The sequence below is a fragment of the Streptosporangium nanhuense genome (assembly GCF_059358815.1).
This window is the reverse complement of record NZ_JCADBG010000017.1, coordinates 166,330-186,768: the sequence shown is the minus strand read 5'-3', so window position 1 is coordinate 186,768 and position 20,439 is coordinate 166,330. Positions and strand designations below refer to the sequence as shown.

Sequence of the window (20,439 nt, the reverse complement as noted above, 5' to 3'; positions counted from 1 at the left end):
CCTGGCCCCGGGCCCTCGTTCGCGGATCGCCGTCCGCCGGCTCGCGGGGATCGCCGTCCGCCGGCTCACAGCCTCCGCTGGAAGTCCTCGCGCATCCCCAGGAGGATCTCACGGGTGCGCGTGACCGGCTCGGCCTCGATGCACAGGCGCTCCATGACCTCCAGGTAGCTGTCGACGTCGTCGCGCTTCTCCAGGTAGACGGCGCTGGTGAGCTGCTCCATGTAGACGACGTCGGGCAGGTCGGGCTGGGAGAATCGCAGGATGCTGAAGGGCCCCCCGGCCGCGGCGTGGCCGCCGACGCTGAAGGGCACGATCTGGACGGTCACGTTGGGCAGCTCGATGGCCCGCAGGATGTGGTCGATCTGGTCGCACATCGCCTGGACCCCGCCGAGCGGTCGGCGCAGCACGGCCTCGTCCAGCACCGCCCACAGGTGGGGCGGCTCCGGGCGGCGCAGCAGCCGCTGGCGCGCCATGCGCAGCTTCACCCTGCGGTCCAGCTCCTCGTGGGAGGCCGAGGGGAAGCCCAGCTGGATGACGGCCCGCGCGTAGCCCTCGCTCTGCAGCAGGCCGGGCACGAACTGCACCTCGTAGTTGCGGATGCCGGTGGCCGACTCCTCCAGGCCCACGTACGTCTCGAACCAGGGGGGCAGCACGTCGTTGTAGTTGTGCCACCAGCCGGTGAGGTTGGCCTTCTCGACGAGGGACAGCAGCGGCTCGCGCTCCTCGTCGCCGGTCACCCCGTACAGGGTGAGCAGGTCGGCCACGTCCCTGATGCGGAAGCTGACCCTGCCGAGCTCCATGCGGCTGACCTTGGAGTGCGAGGCGCGGATGGAGTGCCCCGCCTCCTCCAGCGTGATGCCCCGCTGCTCGCGCAGGCGGCGGAGCTGCGCGCCGAGGACGATCCGCAGCACGGTGGAACTGCCGCGCGGCGCGACCATGGAGGTCGGGCTGACCGGCCGGTCGTCGGCGTTGGGTGTGATCATCTACAGTCCTTCGGGCGCGGAACGCGATCCTACGCGCACTCTTTGTGGCGATCGCGAGCCTTCACGGTACTCCGCTCGCCCATATCTAGACCATAGAGAGTTTTATTTTTCAATCACGTCAAAACCCTCAGACGATCAGGTCGTCGAATTCCCCGCCCTTCACACCCCGGACGAAGTCGTCGGCCTCGCGGCGGGTGTAGATCAGCGCGGGCCCCTCGGGGTCGCGGGAGTTGCGCATCGCGACCCTGCCGTCGGGGAGCTCCGCGAGTTCCACGCAGTTGCCGCTGGGGTTGCTGAAGTGGCTCTTGCGCCAGACGACGCCGTCCATCAGGGCGGCCGGCATGCCGCTGTACAGCTGGTTCATCCTCGCCTCTCAACGGTCGGGGAGGGAGACAACACCTCGAGCATAGAGCTTTTTGTGCAGATGCACGTGCATCTGTACTTGCCTATGCACATTACGGAAGGCAAGATGACTAGACGGATCAACCTCGCCATACGATCGCCCCCCTCCGCAAGGTCGCCGATGACTGGTTACCAAAGACACGAAGCCACACCTATCCGAGCTGAGATCGGAGGGTGGGAACGGTGGTTGTCGATGCTTGATCACCTACTCCCCCCGAGCGGTCTGCCCCCCTGGGCCGACGAGAGCCACGCCGGCCAGTTGCAGATGGCCGTGCGCAGCCTTCGCTACGACCCGTGCGCGGCACGCACCGCCCGCGAGTTCACCACCAGGTCCCTGAGAGCCTGGGCGCTGGAACCGCTGATCGACGACACCAGCGTCGTGGTCTCCGAACTCGTGACCAACGCCCTGCGCCACGGCACCCGCGGCGTCCTGCACCCCCGTTCCTTTCCCGAGGTCAAGGTGATCCTCTGCCACACCGAACGCTCGGTGCTGTGCGCGGTCACCGACCCCAGCGACCAGGGCCCCTGCCTGCGCGAGCCCGACTACGAGGCGGAGAACGGCCGGGGGCTCCAGATGGTCGACGGCGTCAGCGAGACGTGGGGCTGGGCTCCGCTGGAGAGCCGCGGCAAGGCGGTGTGGGCGGCCTTCGCCCTGCCCTCGGGCGGGGAACGCCATCTGGAGGCCTGCCACTGACGACACGACACGTGAACGCCCGCCACCGGCGACACCGGGAAGATCCGTTCCGGCGCCCCGGCCCGCCACCGGCGAGGGGCACGCGAGGCGAGACACCGAGCGGGGTGGGCAGCCCGCGGACGGCCGAGTGCCCAAAAAGTGACATGACTAGAAGGAGGATCTGACAAGAAATCCATCACAGTGTGGGCGGAAGGTCGATAATGTCCGCTGCAACCGCACGTCTGGACGGAGGACATCATGGCGTCGCCGCACCCTGAGCGCGTCAGGTTCGATCCCACGATCCCGAACGCGGGCCGGATAACCGACTACTTCCTCGGCGGCAAGGACAACTTCGCCACCGACCGCGCCGCCGCGCAGGCGGCACTCTCGATCGCCCCCGAGCTCCCCGCCATGTCGCGGGAGGGGCGCAGGTTCCTCGGCCGCGCCGTGCGCTTCCTCGTGCAGACCGGCATCCGGCAGTTCGTCGACATCGGCTGCGGCCTGCCGACCCAGGGCAGCGTGCACCAGATCCTGCGCGGCATCGCCCCCGACGCGCGGGTCGTCTACGTCGACAACGACCCGATGGTCGTCGTCCACGCCCAGGCCCTCCTGAAGGAGAACAACCCGGCCACGGTCATCGAGGCGGACATCCGCGACCCGGAGCGGCTCCTGGCGCACCCCGGCCTCACCGGCATGATCGACTTCGACGAGCCCGTGGCGATCCTGCTGTTCTCGGTCCTGACGGACCTCTCCGACGACGTGCAGATCATGCAGATCATGGCCGCCCTGCAGAAGGCCGTCGCGCCGGGCAGCTACCTGGCCCTCTCCCACGCGGTCTCGGACCTGTGCCCGGAGCGGACGGCCAGGCTCGCCGCCCTCTTCCAGGACAGCGGGTCGATCACCGGTCCCCGCCGGGCGAACCTGCGGACCAAGGCCGAGGTCGAGCTCTTCCTCGACGGGTTGGAACCGGTCGAGCCGGGCGTCGTCTACGTCCCGGAGTGGCGGCCGGAGGGCGCGGTGCCGCACCGGCCGGACTCCGTCTGGGTCGTCGGCGGAGTAGCTCGCAAGGAATAGACTTTCTTGAGAAATAACCACGTTTTTCATGAATTAACTGCGCCTTGATACCTGTTCACACCTTCTGCGGTTCTTTAGTGTCACAGGCAACAAAGGAGTCGACACATGAGCGATGAGTCCCGGCGGCCGGGGGCGGGCCTGGACACCAGCGTGCCCAACATCGCCAGGATGAACAATTACTTCCTGGGCGGTAAGGACAACTTCGCCGCCGACCGCAAGGCGGCCGAGGAAGTGCTGGCCATCGCGCCCGAGGTCAGGGCCATGACCCACGAGGCCCAGGCGTTCCTGGGCCGGATCGTGCGCTATCTCGTCGAGGAGGGCATGACCCAGTTCGTCGTCATCGGCTCCGGGCTGCCCAACCAGCGCAACGTCCATCAGGTGGCCCAGGAGATCGTGCCCGACACGCGCGTGGTCTACGTCTCCAACGACCCGGTGGTGCTCTCCCACGCCCGCGCCATGCTGGCCACCAACCCGCACACCGGCGTCGTCGAGGGTGACGTCATGCACCCCGGCGAGCTGCTCACCGACCCGGAACTGCTGCGCTTGGTCGACCTGGACGCGCCGGTGGCGGTGCTGATCCTGTCGGCCCTGCAGTTCATCCCCGACGAGGACGACCCGCACAAGTGCGTGGCCATTCTTCGCGACGCGGTGCCGGTCGGCAGCCACTTCGCCATCGGCCACGTCGTCTTCGACACGCGCCCGGACGCCCAGGGCCCGGTGGTCAAGATCTTCCAGCGCGTCCTCAGCCGCGGCGAGGACGCCTCGCGGCGGAGCGAGCAGGTGCTGCGCTTCTTCGACGGGCTGGACCTGGTCGACCCCGGCCTGGTCTACGTGCGCCACTGGCGCCCCGACAACCCGCTCACCGCGCAGGGCCGCGACAAGACGTGGACGATGGGCGGGGTGGCCCGCAAGTCCGGGAACTGACCCGGCCCCGGCCGCGCGGGCCGCTCCCGCCCGGCCGCGCGGCCCCTTCCCGCACCGGTCTCGAAGCCCCCTCCCGCTCCCGCGAGCCCTTCCCGCCCCTGACTCGCGGACCGCTCCCGCCCGGCCCGGCCGGCCTGGCCGGCCTCCGTCCGGTTCCGCGGGCCGGTCCCGCCCCGCCTAGCCCGCCACCAGGAGGTCGTCGCGCTCGACGGCCTCCAGGGAGAGCGTCTTGTAGCCGACCTCGTCGAACAGCACGGTGATCCGGTCGCTCTCCCGGCTCATCACCATTCCCGGGCCCCAGGCGCTGTGCCGCACCCTGGCGTGCATCGCGAAGGGCCCCTCCTCCCCCGCCCCCGTCACGGCCTCCGGCTCGTCGGGGAGACCGGCACGGCAGGTGTCGCAGGCCCCGCAGCCGCGCTCGCGCGGCTCGCCGAAGTACTCGAGCAGGAAGCGGCGGCGGCAGCCCGTGGTCTCCGCGTACGCGCGCATCATGTCGATCCGGGAGTCGTCGATGCGGCGCCGGGTGTCGTCCAGCTCGACGGCGCGCGCCGTGGCCGCCTCGGGCTCGGGCCCGTCGGGCGCCGTGCGCAGGTCGCCCTCACCGGTGACCTCGATCGCGCTCGCCCGCTCCAGCAGGTTGACCAGCCGGGTGAGCCGGGTGGCGCCGACGCCGAGCAGGGTTCGCAGCTCCCCCGCCGGTACGGTGCCGCCGTGCTCGTGCACCAGCGTGGCGACCCGCAGCAGGAGCTCCTCGTCGGCCCGTCCCCCGGCGAAGAACCTGCGCAGCCCGAGGTCCTCGGAACGGTAGAACAGCACCGCGGCGGCGGGCTCGCCGTCCCGCCCGGCGCGGCCGATCTCCTGGTAGTAGGAGTCCGGCGACTCCGGCGGGGCGGCGTGCAGCACGAACCGCACGTCCGGCTTGTCGATGCCCATGCCGAACGCCGAGGTCGCGACCACGACGTCCAGCTCGTCGTCGCGGAACATCTCGTGGATCCTGTGGCGCTCGGCCGCCTTCATCCCCGCGTGGTACGGCTCGGCCCTGCGACCGGCCTCGCGCAGCGCGGTGGCGTACTCCTCGGCGGCGCGGCGGGTGGCGACGTAGATCAGCCCGAGCCCGGAGCGGGACGCCGCGTCCTCCACCAGCGCCCGCCTCAGGTCCTCCTGGGTGACGAAGCGGCGCACCTCCAGGTCGATGTTGGGCCGGTCGAAGCCCCGTACGATCTGGCGGACGTTCCTCAGGCCGAGGGCGGCGACGATCTCCTCGCGCACCGCGGGGGCGGCCGTGGCGGTCAGCGCCACCACCGGCGGATGCCCCAGCCGCTCGATGACCTGGCCCAGCCTCAGGTAGTCGGGCCGGAAGTCGTGCCCCCACGCCGACACGCAGTGTGCCTCGTCCACGGCGATCAGCGAGGGACGCGCGGCGCGCAGCCGCTCGACCGTCTCCGGCTTGGCGAGCTGCTCGGGCGAGAGGAACACGAACTCGGCCTTGCCCGCGCGTACGGCGTCCAGGGACTCCTCGCCGCCGGACTGGGCGGAGTTGACCGCGACCGCCCCGCCCGCGTCGGCCTCGCTCAGCCCTGCGACCTGGTCGCGCTGGAGGGCGATGAGCGGCGAGACGACGATCGTGGGCCCGTCGAGCAGCAGGGCGGGCACCTGGTAGACGGCCGACTTGCCGCTGCCGGTGGGCATCACCACGAGCGCGTCGCCCCCGCCCAGCAGGTGGCGCATGGCGTCGAGCTGCCCGGGCCGCAGGTCCCGCCAGCCGAAGACCTTGCGGGCCACCGCCCGCAGCCTCCGCGCCCTCGGCCCGAACCTGTCCTTGATGTTCATTCCCTCCGCCTTTCCCGCCGTGTGACGGCCAGTTACCCGCGGATCAAGGCACTAGTCGCACGACATCCCCTTGATCGTCGAACGACGCGAAACGGGTATGGGCGAGCGGTGGGGTACGTCTACCGCGGCTGCCAGCGGCCGATCCTCTTGGAGACGAGAGTGGCGCCGACGCGCGTGTAGAAGCGTTGCGCGGCCACGTTGGTCTCGGCCACCTCCCAGCGGATCACCTTGCCGTCGGCGGCCTTCGCGGCGGCCCGCATCAGCAGCTCTCCCACGCCGTTGCCGCGTTCGGCGCCGGTCACGTACAGGTCGTCCAGGGCGAGGTAGTCCTCGCCGGACCAGAAGCCGACGCGTCGCAGCCAGGAGACGTAGCCGATGGCCGCGCCGTCCCGCTCGGCGATCAGGTAGGTGATCTCCGGGCGGGCGAGCATCCGCTTCAGGTCGTCGACGCTCACCGTGACGCCTCCGGCCTGGTCCTGGTGCTCGGCCAGCCCGCGGATGAGGCCGTGCACGGTGGGGGCGTCATCGGGCGTGGCACGACGGATGTCCATCACAGTGGTCCTTCCGGACGGGGGTTCGGGAAGTGGGTGGGGTGTGCTCTCGGGCCGGTCGCCGTCGCCCGCCGGGCGGGTGGCCCTGGTCGCGCCCGGCGGACGGGACGCGGCTCAGCCACCGCGACGCCGGGCCGGGGACGCTCGCCGCGCCCGGCGAGGGTGCCCCGGCAGCCGGGAGGACCCGCCTGCCGGGGCGAAACAGTACCGGGGTTAGGTATTCGTACGAACGAGGGAAACCATACCCCGGATAGGTATGAACGGGGTAGACGGGTCCGGCGGGAGAAAAGAGCTCGGGGGTGGGGTCAGCTGTGTTCGGCGTGCCGGCCGTGGTCGGTGACCTGCGCGTCGAACCACGCGTGCAACGCCGTGACCAGGGGCGCGTCAGAGGTGGTGTAGGTGATCCGGGCACCCGCGGGCAGTTCGGCGTAGCGGACGTCGATGCGGCCGTGGCCCTGTTCGAGGTCGCGCAGGCCCGGCATCTCCCCGCCGTGGATGGAGGCGGGGTCGCCGTAGTCGCCCTCGGCGAAGCTCGCGGCCTCGGCGGTCAGGTGCTCGCGGATCAGCTTGACCTGCTCGGCGTCGGCGGAGTCGTCGGAGGTGACGGTCTGCACGCCGCCGGTGGCGGACTTGGCGAAGCGGTGCGTGGTGCGCTCCAGGTCGAACGGCATCACCTGCCGGCTCCTGGCCGCCACCTCGGCCTGCCGGGCGGCAGACGCCCGCTGCTCGTCGCGGCCGATGAGCACGTACGCCGTCGCGGCGGCGACGACGAGCGCGAGCGCCGCGACGAGCGCCTGGACGCGCCGATTCCTAGGTTTCATCTATGGCCTCCGTAAGAATGGTCAGGGCGCGCAGCACGTCGGCACGCTCGCCCTCGGGGACACGTTCCAAAACGGCGGAGAACCGCGCGGCTCTGGCCTCGGCCAGCCGGGCCGCGGCCCTCACCCCGTCCGGGGTGAGCCGGACCAGCACGCCGCGCCCGTCGTCGGGCGCCGGGATGCGCTCGGCCCAGCCCCGGTTGATGAGCTGCGTGACCAGCCGGCTGGTGGAGCTCTTCTCCAGCCGGAGCCGTTGCGCCAGATCGCTCTGCCGCAACGCGCCGTCCCTGCCCAGCTCGCCCAGCGCGTGGGCCTCCGACACCGGGACGGGCTGCCCGCACGGGGTCCGGTCCGGCTGGTGAAGACCGAAGGCCCGCACGAAGCGGGCCACGGCCTCCTGGAGTTCGCGATCATCCGCCATGGTTCGACCATACAACCAGATAGTTGTATGGAGCAACCAGATGGCCGGCGGGGTGAGCACACCGCCGTGCGGCGAACCCCGTGACCTGGCGCCGCACATGATGCCGGGCTCCGACCGGCCGTCTCTCAGCAGCAGCCGGCGCCCGCCGCGGCGCCGACCGGCCGGCCAGGGGCCTGGTCCGCGGCCGGACCGCGGACGCGGGGCGCCGCCGGGTCCCGCTCCGCGCCGGAGGGCCGGACGTGAACACCGCCGCGGGGCCGCGTGGGTGGGGCCACGGGTGAGGGGCGCCCTGTGCGGGCACCCCTCCGTCGGTCAGATCCGCCGCTCGGATCCGTCAGCCGGATCCTTCGGCCGGATCACGACCCGGCCGGTCGGGCCACGACGGCCGCCGAAAGCTTCAGGACTTTCGGGACCTTCAGGATCTCCGGCACCATCGTGGCCGTCACGAGCGTCGCGTCACCGCGGTCACTTCGGCGTGAGCACCGTGTCGATGAGGTAGACGACGGCGTTGGCGGTCTGGATGTTGCCGCAGACGACCTTGGCGCCGTTGACGGTGAATTCCTCGCCGGAGCCCGCGACGGTCAGCGGCCCTCCCTGCATCGTGGTCAGTTCGCCGCTGGTCAGGTCCTCCGGCGCCTTCTTCCCCTCGACGACGTGGTAGGTCAGGACCTTGGTCAGCTGCGCCTTGTCGGCCAGGAGCTTGTCGAGGGCGTCCTTCGGGATCTTGGCGAACGCGTCGTTGGTGGGCGCGAACACCGTGATGTCCTTGGCGGAGTTGAGCGTCTCGGTCAGGCCGGCCTGCTCGATCGCCTGGGCCAGCGTGGACAGGGCGGGGTTGGACGCTGCCGCGGTGGCGACCGGCTGCGAGGCCATCTCGCTGAGGCTGCCCTCACCGCTGGCGGGCAGGGACGCGCACCCGGGGCCGAACGGCTCCGTCGCCACGCCCGAGGGCTCGGGCGACATGCTGTCCGTGGGTGAGGCGCTGTCGGTCGGCAGAGCCGTGTCCGTCGGGATCGGTGTGGGAGAGAGGATGTGCGCGGAGCCCGCGGCCGCCTGCGCGGCGGGGACGGCGGTCAGGGCGAGCACGGTCAGGGCCGATGCCAGAAGAGACTTCTGCTTCACGGTTATCTCCTTGTTTGGGCGGATGAGCCATCCGGGGTCCGTCGGCGGGTTCCCGAGCCACTCATGTCCTGCATTGGAGATCAATTCCCTGATATTTGGTGTCAAATGCCCCATTAGACGACTCTTGACCACATATCTCCCGAGAAAGAGAGCCATTTTCCATTCGTCAGGGCGTTAATTCGGGCGTGCCACATCCCCCGTAGAGTGGGCATTATGAGCCCGAAGATCGCGACCAACGAGGTCGTCTCCCGCGACCAGCTCCTGGATTTCCTCCGTGACCGCCACCGCGCGCTCATCATCACGGCGCGACGCGACGGCAGGCCGCAGGCGTCCCCGGTGACCTGCGGGGTCGACGCCGAGGGCCGGATCGTGGTGTCCACCTACCCCGAGCGCGCCAAGACCTCCAACGCCCGCCGCGACCCCCAGGTCAGCGTCGTGGTCCTGTCGGACGACTTCGACGGCCCCTGGGTGCAGGTGGACGGCACCGCCGAGGTGCTCGACCTGCCGGAGGCCCTCGAACCGCTCGTCGACTACTACCGGTCGATCTCCGGCGAGCACCCCGACTGGGACGAGTACCGGGCGGCCATGGCCCGGCAGGGCAAGTCGCTGCTGCGCCTCACCCCCGAGCGCTGGGGCCCCATCGCCACCGGCGGCTTTCCCGCCCGGCCGGCCTGAGGACCGCCCAGCCGGCCTGAGGACCGTCAGGCGCCGGCCTGAGGGACACCGGCCGGCACGAGGGACGCCTCCCGGTCAGGCGCCGAGGTCGGCCAGGACGGCCTCGGCCGCCCGGCGCCCCGAGACCAGGGCGCCCTGCTGCGAACCGGTGTCGCGATGGTCCCCGCACACGTAACGGCCCGGCGCGAGGCGCACCGCGCGCCGCATCCGGAACGGCGGCACCATCGCGGGCAGCGCCTCCTTGACGGCATACGTCGCCAGATGCTCCCAGCCCGAGGTGTCGGTCCCGTAGATCTGCGACAGCCGCGCCCTGACCCGGGGCTCGTCCGCGCCGGAGAGGACCCCCAGCACCGACGTGGAGACCAGCGCGCGGCCCGGCGGGGCGTACTCGGGCGCGGCGTCGCTGATGACGAGGGTGTCGGTGATGTGGCCCTCCGCGTCGACGATCTGCGTGGGGTCGTCCATGGGTGAGCGGGCGGCGGCGTGGTAGAAGGTCGTCACCGAGCGCATCGCCGGGATCTCCAGCCCCGGGCAGAGCCTCGCGGCCGTGGCGGGGTCGGTCGCCACCACCACCGCGCGGGCCGGGATCGTCATGCCCCCGGCCGTCTCCACCCCCTCCCCGGTCACGGCCGCGACCGGGGTGTCCAGCGTGAGCGCGCCCGGGGGGAGGCGGGCGGCGAGCTGCCGGGTGATCTCCCCCATCCCGAGGGCGGGCACTCCGACCGTTCCCCGGGCGAAGGCGCGCCAGATGAGGTGGAAGAACCGGCTGGAGGTCTCCAGCTCCCGCTCCAGGACGACGCCCGACAGGAACGGGCGGATCAGCTTCTCGACCATCCTGGGCGAGACGCCCCAGTGCCGCAGCTCCTCGCGCGTGGTGCGCTCGGGCGCGTCGCGCAACCGGCTCACCGGCAGCAGGAGGTCCCGCGCGGTCAGCGCCGCCAGGGCCGCCTTGTCGGCCGGTGAGCCCACGTCGGCCAGGAGCCCGCTGAGCGCCTGGCCCGGGTGGCGCCAGGGCAGCATGAACCGCTCCCGCCGCCCTCGCTCGAAGGAGATCAGGCCGGACGGGATCGGGCGCAGGTCCAGGGCGGCGACGTCGAGGACCCGCGCGGCCTCCGGGTAGGCGGTGTTGAACACCTGGAAGCCGTGGTCGAGCCGGAAGCCGTCCACGACGTCGGTGCGTACCCGGCCGCCCACCTCGTCCGCCGCCTCGACGACGCGGACCCCCACCCCCGCCGAGCGCAGCCGGAGGGCGCACGCCAGACCGGCGAGCCCCGCACCGACGATGACCACCGTGTCCGGCATGACGCAATCCCCCCGGGTCGACGGCGGCACGGAGTCCATGGGTTCATGGGTCCGTGGAGTCCCCCGGGTGGAGGGATCCGCCGTCCGTGTCTTCGAGAAGGCGGGTGCCGGGGGTTGCGCCCGCCGCTCCGTTCCTCGTACGGCCCTACCCCAGCTTCACGGTGATCTCTCCCCCGAGGCGGAAACCTCCGGTCAGCTCCAGGTCGTCGCCGCTCCAGAACCGGCCGGGGTCGTACCAGTTGGGCCGCCGCCCGCCGGGCAGCAGCCCCATGGCCTCGTAGGTGACCGCGACGACCTCGGCGCAGTAGGCGCTCTCCAGGGCGCTCTCCTCGGTGCCCCGCTTGAGGAGCTTGGGCACCCGCCCCCTCATCCAGCGGCCGGCCAGCCTGGCCGTCGACGGGAAGGGCGTGCCGTCCAGCCGGGCGACGGTGCGCAGGACGGCGTCCTCCATCTCGCGGGGGGTCTGCGGCTCCAGCTGCCGCAGCCAGCCGCGCTGGCCGTATCTGGTCGCCCAGACCGTGACCGCCTCGCGCAGGTCGTGCAGCTGGACGCCGCGCTGGTGGGTTCCCGACCACAGGTCGGGCAGGGAGCGGCCCAGCTCCGCGTGCCACATCAGGGGCGGCATGTCGTCGATGACGACCGACATGCCGACGTGGTTGACGGGGCTGTTCGTCATGGTCTGGATGGCTCGATCGGGCACCGTTCGACCGCGGAACAGCCACACGTCGCCGGTGCGGGTCAGGTTGACGGCCTCATCGAGGCTGATGCTCTTGCCGGACATTCCGCTAGCGTAGGCACATGCGATGGTGGAAGATACTCGGTCTGGCAGGTGTGGCGGGCGTCGCGGCCACCGGAGTCGTGATCGCGCGAGCCGAGCGCCGGCGGCAGGCGTACACCCCCGACGAGATCCGCACCCGCCTCCGCGCCCGCCTGGAGGAGTCCGCGGGAGAGCCTTCCGGGGAGTCCGCCAAGCCCGACCTGAGGATCGTCGGCCCGGCCGACCAGGCTCCCTGAACGAACGCCTGACGACGCGGCCGGGACCGGGCCGGGCAGACGGCCGGGCAGACGGAGCTCACGCCGGGCCGTCGGAGGCCAGGGCAGCGGACAGGGCGTCGAGGGCGGCCGGGTAGGCGCGCTCGGACGGGGCGGCGAAGCCGACCAGCAGGCCCTGCGGCCGGCCGGCGGGATCGTGGTGGAGTTCGGTGAGACCGCGCAGGGCGACGCCGCGGCGGGCACACCCGGCCAGGAGCCTCTCCTCGGTGGGGCCGCCGGGCGCGAGGGTGACGAGGGTGTGCAGGCCGGCGGGGACCCCGTGGGCGGTGAGGCCGGGGACGGCGGCCAGCCGGTCGAGGAGGAGTTCACGGCGGCGGCGGTAGCGCAGGCGGGCGGCGCGGATGTGCCGGTCGTAGGCGTGGGTGGTGATCAGGTCGGCGAGGACGAGCTGGCCCAGGGTCTCGGTGTACAGGTCGGATCGCTGTTTGGCCAGTGTCACCGGTCCCACCAGGCGCGGCGGCAGGACCATCCAGGCCAGGCGGAGGGCGGGGCCGAGGGTCTTGGACGCGGTGCCGCAGTACACGACCTGGTCGGGGGCGACGCCCTGGAGGGCGCCGACGGGCTGGCGGTCGTAGCGGTACTCGCCGTCGTAGTCGTCCTCGACGACCAGCCCGCCCGTGGAGCGCGCCCACGAGACCAGTGCCCTGCGGCGGCCGGGACGCAACGGAACGCCGGTCGGGTACTGGTGCGAGGGGGTGAGGAACACCGCTCCCTCGCGCCGCGTCAGTGCCTCCACGCGGGCGCCGTGCCCGTCGACGGGCAGTGCGAGGACGGTGAGCCCCGCACGCCTGACGACGTCCCGGAAGCTGTCGTGGCCCGGGTCCTCCACCGCCGCGACGCGGGTGCCGCCCGCGGCCAGCACCCCGCTGAGCAGGCCCAGGCCCTGGTAGTAGCCCGAGGTGATCACGATACGGTCCGGGGTCGTGACCACGCCGCGGGTGCGGCCCAGGTAGCCGGCGAGCGCGGCGCGCAGCTCGATCCGCCCCTGCGGGTCTCCCGCGGCGAAGACCTCGGGGTGGGCGCGGGCGAGGACGCGGCGGGTGGAGGCGAGCCAGGCCCTGGTGGGGAAGGCGCTGACGTCGGGGCGGCCGGGGCGGAGGTCGTGGCGCGGGGTCACCGGCGCGGGCGCGCGGGGCTCGGGGGCCTGGGCGCGTCGCGGCGCCTCGGCCACGCTGGTGCCCGACCCCGGCCGCGTGGTCAGGTAACCCTCCTCGACCAGCTGGTCGTAGGCGGCGCTGACGGTGCCCCGCGAGAACCCGAGTTCCCGGGCCAGGCCGCGCGTGGACGGCAGGAGCGTCCCGGCGGGCAGGCGCCCCTGACGGATCGCCGCCCGCAGCGCGGACTCCAGGCCGGAGCGCCGCCCGCCCGCCGCGTCGGGGGAGATGTACAGGTCGAGCCGGGAACCGGCCCAAGAATTCGGCATGAAACCGGATCTTATTTCTGGTCCGGTGACCTTCTACGTTCGAGGTGAGCCTGGACGGGGGCACGAGCGCGAACCGGATCGCCGTCCTCGCGGCCGGCGCGCCGGCCGGGACCGCCCGGCCGTCCTCGCCCACCCCCGCACACCGCAACGAAGGGACCCCGGTCATGATCGTGATCGCCCACCTCAGCGACACCCACATCGACGACGGACAGCGCGCCGCGGAGCGCACCCGGGCCGTCATGGAGCACCTCGAAGGCCTCCCCCGCGACCTGGACGCCGTCCTGGTCACCGGCGACATCGCCGACCACGCCCTGCCGGAGGAGTACGAGCGGGCCCGCCGGCTCCTGACCTCCCGGCACCCGGTCATGATCTGTCCCGGCAACCACGACGAACGCGCCGCGTTCCGGCGGCACCTGCTCGGGCAGCCGGGGACGACGGCACCGGTCAACCAGGTGCACCGCGCGGCCGGCGTCGTCATCGCCCTGTGCGACTCCTCCGTGCCGGGCAAGGACGAGGGCTTCCTGGAGGACGAGACCCTGACGTGGCTGGAGGACACCCTGGCCCGGACACCGGCCCGGGTGCCCGTCCTGGTCGGCTTCCACCACCCGCCGGCCCGGCTGCACATCCCCTTCGTCGACGGCATCCGCCAGTTCGGGGCGGAGCGGCTCGCCGCGATCGCGGACCGCCATGCCAACCTCGCGGCCTTTCTGTGCGGGCACGCCCACACCGCGGCGGCCACCACCTTCGCCGGACGGCCGCTGCTGGTGGCGCCGGGAGTCGTCTCCACCACCCGGCTCCCCTGGGAGCACCGGGCCCACCCCGAGGACCACGTCCACCTCGACCGGCCGCCCGCGCTCGCCTTCCACGTCCTGGACGACGAGGGACGGCTGACCACCCACTACCGATGCGTCCCCGCGCCGGCGTCGAGGTAGAGCCCGGAGCGAGGGTCGTGGAGCCCGGCGCGCGCCTGGTACACGTTGACGATCACCAGTATCAGGACCGAGAACGCCCCGTACTGCAGGCCGCCCAGCCCCACGGCGAGGTCGATCGGGAGGGTCAGCGCGATCACCACCCGGACGGCCGCGTCGGCCAGCGCCCCGGCGCCCCAGACGACCGTGGAGACCCGCCACACCCGGCGGAAGCGCGGCGAGGCGGCCCACAGGTCGTCCCACGACACGTCCCTGGCGCCGACCCGGCCCTCCAGCAGCGGCCGGGAGAACTGCAGGGCCAGCGGTCGCGGCCCCCGGGCGGTGGCCAGGAACCAGCCACCGGCCACGACCATCACCAGGGCGCCCTTGAGGAGCAGGAAACGGGGACTGCCGCCGACGACCGACAGCGCGGCGCTCACCAGCATGGCGCTCACCATGAAGAGGCCCACGGAGTCGAGGCGGCGCTCCCTGACGAGGGTGGCGACCATTCCGGTGCCGGGCACCAGGGAGCTGACGACCAGGGAGGCGACGTAGCCGACGTCCGCCGCGCGCAGCGCGTAGTAGAGCCCGATGGGCAGGACGAGGTCCACGAGCATCAGCACGGCCGCGGCCCGACGGCCCGCTCTCACCCTCGTCCCCCCTCCCGTCCCCGCCCCCGCTTCCGGCTCCGTCCTCTTTTCCGGCCTCTCCCGCGCCGCTCTCATCTCCCGCTCCGGGTGGCCAGGTCGAAGATGGTCACCAGCTCGGCGGCGTAGCGGGCGGTGTCGACGTCGGGGTCGGCCTCCAGCAGGAAGGGCAGCCCGTCCACGGACCGCTGGACGCTCATCGCCATCACCCTCGGTTCGAAGGCGCGGAACTCGCCCTCCCGCTGGCCCCAGCGCAGGATCTCCTCGATGTGGGAGAGGGTCCTCAGGTCGGTGGCCGCGTCGTGGGAACGCTCACCGTCCTTACCCCGGTGGTTGACGAAGATCTCGTACAGCGCCCTCACCCGGACGCGGTGGGTGGCGACGAACTCGACGTTGCCCGTGATGTAGGCCCTGATCGCCCCGCGGGCCGTGGGCTCCGCCCGCACCCGCTCGGACATGAACTCGCCGATCTCCCGGTGGATCTCGGCGACGACCTGGGCGATCAGCTCGTTCTTGCCCCGGAAGTGGTACGAGATCAGGCGGGTGCTGCTGAGCCCGGCCCGCTCGGCGATGCGCGCGAAGGAGGCCTGCCCGTACCCCAGCGCGGCGATCGTCTCGATCGCCGCCTCGACGATCTGCGCGCGTCGCGCGGTGGCCGCGAGGCTCGAAGGCTTCGTTACTTGCATAAGTAATAAATAACTCATGCGAGTAAGAAGCGCGAGGGGTGGACCGGGAAACGGCCCACCCCTCGCGTACTCGATCTCAGTTCCGGGCCCTGGGCCTCACGCCCGGAGCCGTCGGTCGAAACGGATCGCGGCCGGGTCCCATCCCTCGGGCAGCGGGGCGGGCACCCGGCAGGTGCTGCCGATCTCCACGAACTCGCCCCGCTCCGCGGACTCCGCGACGGCGATCATCGTGTCGAGGACGTGCAGGCCCAGCTCGCCGGTGGTGCGGTGCGGCCTTCCCTCGCGGATCGCCTGGGCCATGTCGAGCACGCCCAGGCCGCGACCGGCCTCGGTGCCCTTGGTGGGGACCGGCACCCACTCGTCGTCGGCGGCCCGGCGCAGCCGCACCTCGCCGCCGAAGGTGTTGGGGTCGGGCACCTGCATCGTCGCCTCGGTACCGGTGATCTCGACGAACCCGGTACGGCGCAGCGGCGAGTCGAAGCTGAAGACCATGGTGGCGGCCTGTCCCGCGGCGAACTCCAGGAGCGCGCTCGTGTGGGTGGGCACCGCCACCGGGAAACGCTCCCCGGCCTTGGGGCCGGAGCCGACGACCCGCTCGTCCCTGGCCCTGCGGCCGATCGCGCCCACCCGCGTCGCCGGGCCGAACAGGGTCACCAGGGTCGTCAGGTAGTAGGGGCCCATGTCGAACAGCGGCCCGGCCCCCGGCTGGAAGAAGAACTCGGGGTTTGGATGCCACGACTCGGGGCCCGGCGTCTGGAACAGGACCAGGCCGGTGAGCGGGGTGCCGATGGCCCCCTCGGCGACGAGCCTGGCCGCGGTCTGCAGCCCGGCGCCCAGGAAGGTGTCGGGGGCGCTGCCCAGGAGCACCCCCGCCGCCTCGGCGGCCTCGACGAGCCGCGCGCCGGACTCCCTGTCCACGGTGAAGGGCTTCTCGTTGTAGACGTGCCGCCCGGCCCGGACGGCGGCGAGCGCCACCTCGGCGTGCGCGGCGGGGACCGTGAGGTTGACCACCAGCTCCACGTCGGGGTGCGAGATCGCCTCCTCCGGGGAGGCCGCCACCGGCACGCCGTACTGCCCGGCGACCTCCCGGGCGCGCTCCAGGTCGAGGTCGGCGCACGCCACCACCCGTACGCCGGGGAAGGAGGTGAGGTTGCCCAGGTACTGGTGGCTGATGTTGCCGCAGCCGACGATCGCCACCCCGAGCGGGCCGGTCACGAGCTCACCCGCCCGTCGGCGGCGAGGCCGGTCAGGTAGGCGTGGCTGTCGGCCAGCGCCTGGAGCATGTCGGTGGCGCAGCGGTCGAGCTCCACGATCCGTACCGCGTCCGGCGCGGTGTTCAGCGCCTCCACGATGGGCACCCGGCCGGAGCCGACCGCGGTCATCGGGCCCTCCTGGGTGGCGGGGCCGTCCTTGACGTGCAGGTGGCTCACCCGCTCGCCGAGCCGGGTCAGCAGCCCCGACGGGTCGACGCCGCCGGTCGCCGCCCAGTAGAGGTCGACCTCCAGCAGGATCGAGGGGTCCAGCAGCTCCGCGAGCACCTCCAGCGCGGGACGGCCGTCCACCCGCTGTTCCAGCTCCCACCAGTGGTTGTGGTACCCGAGCCGCAGCCCGTGGCCGGCCGCCTCGCGGGCCACCTCGCCGATGTTCCTGGCGGCCAGCTCGACCCCCTCCCGGTCGGCGAACCACTCGGCGGGGGCGGAGGGCACGATCACCGTCTCCGCGCCGACGGTGACCGCCCCGGCCAGCGCGGCCGCGCGCCGCTCGTCCAGGAGCGGGGCGTGCACGCTGCACACCGAGAGCCCCGCCTCGCGCAGGTCGTCGCGGAGGCCCTCGGGATCGAGGTGCACGTCGTACGGCTCGACCGCGCCGTAGCCCATGTCGGCGATGCGGCGCAGCACGGCACGGCGGTCGAGGGCCGCCTGTTCGCGTACGGAGTACAGCTGGACGGCTAGTGAGCTCATCGGTTCTCCTTAGCGTGGACACCTCCGCCTGCGGGCGGAGGAGAGAACGCGGTCCTCTACCCCGCCACGGGGAGGACCAGGGCGGCGGCGCCGTAGAGGCCGGCGTCGCGTTCCAGGGAGGTGCGTTCGACCTTCAGGCCGCGCAGGAAGCCCAGGCCCGCCCGCTTGGCGACCGCCTGGCGCAGCGGGGCGAGCAGGGTCTCCCCCGCCCCGGAGACGCCGCCCCCGATGACGACGTCGTCGAGGTCGAAGAGCGCGGCCGTGCTGAGGATCGCCACGGCCAGCGCGTCGGCGGCCCGCTGGAAGGCCAGCTGGGCGACGGGGACCCCGCGCGCGGCGTCGGCCGAGAGCGCGCGGGCGTCCGGGTGCGCCTCGGGGGCGCTCCAGCCGTTCTCCAGCGCCCAGCGGACCATGCTCGGGCCGCTGGCGATCGTCTCCAGGCAGCCGATCGCCCCGCACGGGCAGGGCCGCCCGTCGCGGTCCACGGAGATGTGCCCGATGTGCCCGGCGTTTCCCGTCGGTCCCACGTACGGCACCCCGTCGAGGACCAGGCCCCCGCCCACGCCGGTGGACACCACGATGCCCAGCAGGGCCCGGGAGCGCGCGTGCCCGCCCCGCCACCACTCCCCCAGCGCCATGCACTGCGCGTCTCCCGCGAGCGCGACGGGAAGGCCGGGAAGGAGCTCGCTCACCGCTCCGACCAGCGGAAACTCACGCCAGCCGGGGATGTTGACCGGGCTGACCGTGCCGGCGACGGCGTCGAGGGGGCCGGCGGAGCCGATGCCGACCCCGACCAGATCGCCCAGGTTCTCACCGGCACCGAGGTCGAGGATGTGCCGGACGAGCGAGGCCAGCGTCGCCTCGGGGTCGGGGCCGACCGGCATCTCCGCCCTGCGCGCCACGGTCCCGTCCGGCCCGACCAGCGCCGCGGCGAACTTGGTGCCGCCGATGTCGATCGCGAGGGCGGTCATCGGCCGGCCTTTCCTGCGTGCCGGAACCCGGAGGGACGGCAGGCGGCCACCGGGGCCACCACGCGGCTGTGCAAGGGGATCCTCCGCTGATCGATGGCACAAAGGGTGCGCTACCCAAGAGACCGGGCAAACAGGCTGACGGTACGACGTCGATGACAACGTTGTCAACGGCCTGGGAGGAGCGCGGCGCCACCGGTTCGCCACGAGCCTCCCATGAGTTGTGCAGGCTTATCCGATTTGAGGGCAGATACGGTTAGCTCAGGTGTGATGTGAGGAGACTGCGATGACGCACGAACACGCGGGCCAGCCCGCCAGGCCGTCCGATCTTGTCGACGTGGCCCGCCTGGTGACCTCCTACTACGCCCTGCATCCCGACCCGGGCGAGGTGGGCCAGCGGGTGGCGTTCGGGACCTCGGGACACCGGGGCTCCTCGCTGAACGTCGCGTTCAACGAGGACCACATCCTCGCGACCAGCCAGGCCATCGTGGAGTACCGGGCGGCGCAGGGGGTCGACGGCCCGCTGTTCCTGGGGGCCGACAGCCACGCGCTGTCGGAACCGGCCCGGGTGTCGGCGCTGGAGGTCTTCGCGGCCAACGGGGTGACGGTCATGATCGACGGCCGGGACGGCTACACCCCGACCCCCGCGGTCTCCCACGCGATCCTGGCCCACAACCGGGGGCGCTCCTCGGGACGGGCCGACGGCGTGGTGGTGACCCCCTCGCACAACCCGCCCGGCGACGGCGGGTTCAAGTACAACCCGCCGCACGGCGGCCCGGCCGACACCGACGCCACCTCGTGGATCCAGGACCGGGCCAACGCGCTGATCGCCGGGGGCCTGAAGGAGGTCAGGCGGGTCCCGTACACCAGGGCGCTGGCCGCCGACACGACCGGCCGGTACGACTTCCTCGGCCACTACGTGGACGACCTGCCCTCGGTGCTGGACCTGGACGCCGTCCGTGAGGCGGGGGTGCGCATCGGCGCCGACCCGCTGGGCGGGGCGAGCGTCGCCTACTGGGGGGAGATCGCCGAGCGGCACCGGCTGGACCTGACGGTGATCAACCCGCTCACCGACCCGACGTGGCGGTTCATGACGCTGGACTGGGACGGCAAGATCCGGATGGACTGCTCGTCGCCGTACGCGATGGCCTCGCTCATCGCGGGCCGCGACGCCTTCGACGTCTCCACGGGCAACGACGCCGACGCCGACCGGCACGGCGTCGTCACGCCCGACGGGGGGCTGATGAACCCCAACCACTACCTCGCCGTGGCGATCTCCTACCTCTACGCCCACCGGCCCGGCTGGCCCGCCGACGCCGGGATCGGCAAGACGCTGGTGAGCAGCGGCATGATCGACCGGGTCGCCGCCGACCTGGGCAGGCGGCTGATGGAGGTCCCCGTCGGGTTCAAGTGGTTCGTGCCCGGCCTGCTGGACGGCTCGCTGGGCTTCGGCGGCGAGGAGAGCGCCGGGGCGTCGTTCCTGCGGCGCGACGGCTCGGTGTGGACCACCGACAAGGACGGCCTGATCCTGGCGCTGCTCGCCTCGGAGATCATCGCGACCACGGGCCGCTCGCCGAGCGAGCACTACCGCGACCTGGTCTCCAGGTTCGGCGACCCCGCCTACGCCCGCGTCGACGCCCCCGCGACCCGGGAGGAGAAGGCAGTGCTCGCCAAGCTCTCGGCCGAGCAGGTCACCGCGGACAGCCTCGCCGGTGAGGAGATCACCCAGGTGCTCACCTCGGCCCCCGGCAACGGCGCCGCCCTCGGCGGGCTCAAGGTCTCCACCGAGAGCGCCTGGTTCGCCGCCCGCCCCTCGGGCACCGAGGACGTGTACAAGATCTACGCCGAGTCCTTCAAGGGCCCCGAGCACCTGGCACGGGTGCAGCAGGAGGCGCGCGACCTGGTCTCGGCGTCGCTGGGCTGAGGGCGCCGGCGACGTACGACGGCGGGCGGGCGCGTTCCGGGTCGGCCGCCCGCCAGGGTCCTTCAGGGCCTCAGGTCCTTCAGGGCCTCAGAGG

At 72.5% G+C, this 20,439-nt stretch carries 22 protein-coding genes; 7 read left to right on the top strand and 15 right to left on the bottom strand.

Features of this window, described 5'->3' with window-relative positions; genetic code table 11:
* Positions 1-65: 65 nt before the first annotated feature.
* The gene (locus AC5L38_RS29760; RefSeq protein WP_495246142.1) at positions 66-983 is read right to left on the bottom strand and encodes a Sco1979 family transcriptional regulator; all 918 of its coding nucleotides are present in this window, start codon (positions 981-983) and stop codon (positions 66-68) included.
* Positions 984-1,110: 127 nt separating this feature from the next.
* The gene (locus AC5L38_RS29755; RefSeq protein WP_495246141.1) at positions 1,111-1,347 is read right to left on the bottom strand and encodes a DUF397 domain-containing protein; all 237 of its coding nucleotides are present in this window, start codon (positions 1,345-1,347) and stop codon (positions 1,111-1,113) included.
* A 231-nt stretch (positions 1,348-1,578) separates the two neighbouring features.
* On the opposite strand from AC5L38_RS29755, the gene AC5L38_RS29750 reads away from it, so the two are divergent.
* From AC5L38_RS29750 to AC5L38_RS29740, 3 genes are all read left to right on the top strand, one after another.
* The gene (locus tag AC5L38_RS29750; RefSeq protein WP_495246140.1) at positions 1,579-2,079 is read left to right on the top strand and encodes an ATP-binding protein; all 501 of its coding nucleotides are present in this window, start codon (positions 1,579-1,581) and stop codon (positions 2,077-2,079) included.
* Positions 2,080-2,316: 237 nt separating this feature from the next.
* Positions 2,317-3,132: an SAM-dependent methyltransferase gene (locus tag AC5L38_RS29745; RefSeq protein WP_495246139.1), complete on the top strand. Its 816-nt coding sequence runs from the start codon at positions 2,317-2,319 to the stop codon at positions 3,130-3,132.
* A 105-nt stretch (positions 3,133-3,237) separates the two neighbouring features.
* Positions 3,238-4,056, top strand: coding sequence for an SAM-dependent methyltransferase (locus AC5L38_RS29740; RefSeq protein WP_495246138.1), 819 nt, complete (start codon positions 3,238-3,240; stop codon positions 4,054-4,056).
* Between the two features lie 177 nt (positions 4,057-4,233).
* On the opposite strand, the gene AC5L38_RS29735 is transcribed toward AC5L38_RS29740, so the two are convergent.
* From AC5L38_RS29735 to AC5L38_RS29715, 5 genes are all read right to left on the bottom strand, one after another.
* The gene (locus AC5L38_RS29735) at positions 4,234-5,886 is read right to left on the bottom strand and encodes a RecQ family ATP-dependent DNA helicase (RefSeq protein ID WP_495246137.1); all 1,653 of its coding nucleotides are present in this window, start codon (positions 5,884-5,886) and stop codon (positions 4,234-4,236) included.
* Positions 5,887-6,005: 119 nt separating this feature from the next.
* On the bottom strand, positions 6,006-6,437 hold the full coding sequence (locus AC5L38_RS29730; RefSeq protein ID WP_495246136.1) for a GNAT family N-acetyltransferase: 432 nt from the start codon (positions 6,435-6,437) through the stop codon (positions 6,006-6,008).
* 305 nt (positions 6,438-6,742) lie between these two features.
* Positions 6,743-7,258, bottom strand: coding sequence for a hypothetical protein (locus AC5L38_RS29725; RefSeq protein ID WP_495246135.1), 516 nt, complete (start codon positions 7,256-7,258; stop codon positions 6,743-6,745).
* Positions 7,248-7,676 carry a MarR family winged helix-turn-helix transcriptional regulator gene (locus tag AC5L38_RS29720; RefSeq protein WP_495246134.1) on the bottom strand — a complete coding sequence of 143 codons (429 nt, stop codon included), beginning with the start codon at positions 7,674-7,676 and terminating at the stop codon, positions 7,248-7,250. Before AC5L38_RS29720 ends, AC5L38_RS29725 begins: the two co-directional genes overlap by 11 nt.
* Before the next feature lie 465 nt (positions 7,677-8,141).
* Entirely contained in the window at positions 8,142-8,798 is a 657-nt protein-coding gene (locus AC5L38_RS29715; RefSeq protein WP_495246133.1) for a fasciclin domain-containing protein, read from the bottom strand.
* Positions 8,799-9,011: 213 nt separating this feature from the next.
* On the opposite strand from AC5L38_RS29715, the gene AC5L38_RS29710 reads away from it, so the two are divergent.
* On the top strand, positions 9,012-9,473 hold the full coding sequence (locus AC5L38_RS29710) for a PPOX class F420-dependent oxidoreductase (protein WP_495246132.1): 462 nt from the start codon (positions 9,012-9,014) through the stop codon (positions 9,471-9,473).
* A gap of 75 nt (positions 9,474-9,548) precedes the next feature.
* Here the strand turns inward: AC5L38_RS29710 and AC5L38_RS29705 are convergent, their stop codons facing one another.
* The gene (locus AC5L38_RS29705) at positions 9,549-10,775 is read right to left on the bottom strand and encodes an NAD(P)/FAD-dependent oxidoreductase (protein WP_495246131.1); all 1,227 of its coding nucleotides are present in this window, start codon (positions 10,773-10,775) and stop codon (positions 9,549-9,551) included.
* Between the two features lie 145 nt (positions 10,776-10,920).
* Complete coding sequence (locus AC5L38_RS29700) at positions 10,921-11,556, bottom strand: hypothetical protein (protein ID WP_495246130.1); 636 nt, start codon at positions 11,554-11,556, stop codon at positions 10,921-10,923.
* A 17-nt stretch (positions 11,557-11,573) separates the two neighbouring features.
* Here AC5L38_RS29700 and AC5L38_RS29695 point away from each other — a divergent pair, with 17 nt between their 5' ends.
* Positions 11,574-11,789: a hypothetical protein gene (locus AC5L38_RS29695; RefSeq protein WP_495246129.1), complete on the top strand. Its 216-nt coding sequence runs from the start codon at positions 11,574-11,576 to the stop codon at positions 11,787-11,789.
* A gap of 58 nt (positions 11,790-11,847) precedes the next feature.
* Here the strand turns inward: AC5L38_RS29695 and pdxR are convergent, their stop codons facing one another.
* Entirely contained in the window at positions 11,848-13,251 is a 1,404-nt protein-coding gene (pdxR, locus tag AC5L38_RS29690; protein WP_495246128.1) for a MocR-like pyridoxine biosynthesis transcription factor PdxR, read from the bottom strand.
* 44 nt (positions 13,252-13,295) lie between these two features.
* Between pdxR and AC5L38_RS29685 the strand changes: the two genes are divergently transcribed.
* On the top strand, positions 13,296-14,183 hold the full coding sequence (locus AC5L38_RS29685) for a metallophosphoesterase (protein ID WP_495246127.1): 888 nt from the start codon (positions 13,296-13,298) through the stop codon (positions 14,181-14,183).
* Here AC5L38_RS29685 and AC5L38_RS29680 read toward each other — a convergent pair.
* From AC5L38_RS29680 to AC5L38_RS29660, 5 genes are all read right to left on the bottom strand, one after another.
* Positions 14,150-14,809, bottom strand: a complete 660-nt coding sequence (locus AC5L38_RS29680; RefSeq protein ID WP_495246126.1) for a VC0807 family protein — start codon at positions 14,807-14,809, stop codon at positions 14,150-14,152. The genes AC5L38_RS29685 and AC5L38_RS29680 overlap by 34 nt on opposite strands.
* Positions 14,810-14,880: 71 nt before the next feature.
* Positions 14,881-15,492, bottom strand: coding sequence for a TetR family transcriptional regulator (locus AC5L38_RS29675; protein ID WP_495246125.1), 612 nt, complete (start codon positions 15,490-15,492; stop codon positions 14,881-14,883).
* A 96-nt stretch (positions 15,493-15,588) separates the two neighbouring features.
* Positions 15,589-16,707 (bottom strand): Gfo/Idh/MocA family protein, encoded by a 1,119-nt coding sequence (locus tag AC5L38_RS29670; protein WP_495246124.1) that lies wholly within the window; start codon positions 16,705-16,707, stop codon positions 15,589-15,591.
* Complete coding sequence (locus AC5L38_RS29665) at positions 16,704-17,453, bottom strand: sugar phosphate isomerase/epimerase family protein (RefSeq protein ID WP_495246123.1); 750 nt, start codon at positions 17,451-17,453, stop codon at positions 16,704-16,706. Before AC5L38_RS29665 ends, AC5L38_RS29670 begins: the two co-directional genes overlap by 4 nt.
* A gap of 56 nt (positions 17,454-17,509) precedes the next feature.
* Complete coding sequence (locus AC5L38_RS29660; RefSeq protein ID WP_495246122.1) at positions 17,510-18,424, bottom strand: ROK family protein; 915 nt, start codon at positions 18,422-18,424, stop codon at positions 17,510-17,512.
* 283 nt (positions 18,425-18,707) lie between these two features.
* Here AC5L38_RS29660 and pgm point away from each other — a divergent pair, with 283 nt between their 5' ends.
* Positions 18,708-20,345, top strand: coding sequence for a phosphoglucomutase (alpha-D-glucose-1,6-bisphosphate-dependent) (pgm, locus tag AC5L38_RS29655; protein ID WP_495246121.1), 1,638 nt, complete (start codon positions 18,708-18,710; stop codon positions 20,343-20,345).
* The last annotated feature ends 94 nt before the right edge of the window (positions 20,346-20,439 follow it).

Excerpts from the sequence above, each read along its gene's own strand:
- AC5L38_RS29720 (WP_495246134.1), bottom strand. The coding sequence starts at position 7,676 with ATGGCGGATGATCGCGAACTCCAGGAGGCCGTGGCCCGCTTCGTGCGG.
- AC5L38_RS29675 (WP_495246125.1), bottom strand. The coding sequence starts at position 15,492 with ATGCAAGTAACGAAGCCTTCGAGCCTCGCGGCCACCGCGCGACGCGCG.
- AC5L38_RS29695 (WP_495246129.1), top strand. The coding sequence starts at position 11,574 with ATGCGATGGTGGAAGATACTCGGTCTGGCAGGTGTGGCGGGCGTCGCG.
- AC5L38_RS29660 (WP_495246122.1), bottom strand. The coding sequence starts at position 18,424 with ATGACCGCCCTCGCGATCGACATCGGCGGCACCAAGTTCGCCGCGGCG.
- AC5L38_RS29725 (WP_495246135.1), bottom strand. The coding sequence starts at position 7,258 with ATGAAACCTAGGAATCGGCGCGTCCAGGCGCTCGTCGCGGCGCTCGCG.
- AC5L38_RS29760 (WP_495246142.1), bottom strand. The coding sequence starts at position 983 with ATGATCACACCCAACGCCGACGACCGGCCGGTCAGCCCGACCTCCATG.
- pdxR (WP_495246128.1), bottom strand. The coding sequence starts at position 13,251 with ATGCCGAATTCTTGGGCCGGTTCCCGGCTCGACCTGTACATCTCCCCC.
- AC5L38_RS29755 (WP_495246141.1), bottom strand. The coding sequence starts at position 1,347 with ATGAACCAGCTGTACAGCGGCATGCCGGCCGCCCTGATGGACGGCGTC.
- AC5L38_RS29740 (WP_495246138.1), top strand. The coding sequence starts at position 3,238 with ATGAGCGATGAGTCCCGGCGGCCGGGGGCGGGCCTGGACACCAGCGTG.
- AC5L38_RS29665 (WP_495246123.1), bottom strand. The coding sequence starts at position 17,453 with ATGAGCTCACTAGCCGTCCAGCTGTACTCCGTACGCGAACAGGCGGCC.
- AC5L38_RS29745 (WP_495246139.1), top strand. The coding sequence starts at position 2,317 with ATGGCGTCGCCGCACCCTGAGCGCGTCAGGTTCGATCCCACGATCCCG.
- AC5L38_RS29750 (WP_495246140.1), top strand. The coding sequence starts at position 1,579 with ATGCTTGATCACCTACTCCCCCCGAGCGGTCTGCCCCCCTGGGCCGAC.
- pgm (WP_495246121.1), top strand. The coding sequence starts at position 18,708 with ATGACGCACGAACACGCGGGCCAGCCCGCCAGGCCGTCCGATCTTGTC.
- AC5L38_RS29705 (WP_495246131.1), bottom strand. The coding sequence starts at position 10,775 with ATGCCGGACACGGTGGTCATCGTCGGTGCGGGGCTCGCCGGTCTGGCG.
- AC5L38_RS29700 (WP_495246130.1), bottom strand. The coding sequence starts at position 11,556 with ATGTCCGGCAAGAGCATCAGCCTCGATGAGGCCGTCAACCTGACCCGC.
- AC5L38_RS29710 (WP_495246132.1), top strand. The coding sequence starts at position 9,012 with ATGAGCCCGAAGATCGCGACCAACGAGGTCGTCTCCCGCGACCAGCTC.
- AC5L38_RS29735 (WP_495246137.1), bottom strand. The coding sequence starts at position 5,886 with ATGAACATCAAGGACAGGTTCGGGCCGAGGGCGCGGAGGCTGCGGGCG.
- AC5L38_RS29730 (WP_495246136.1), bottom strand. The coding sequence starts at position 6,437 with ATGGACATCCGTCGTGCCACGCCCGATGACGCCCCCACCGTGCACGGC.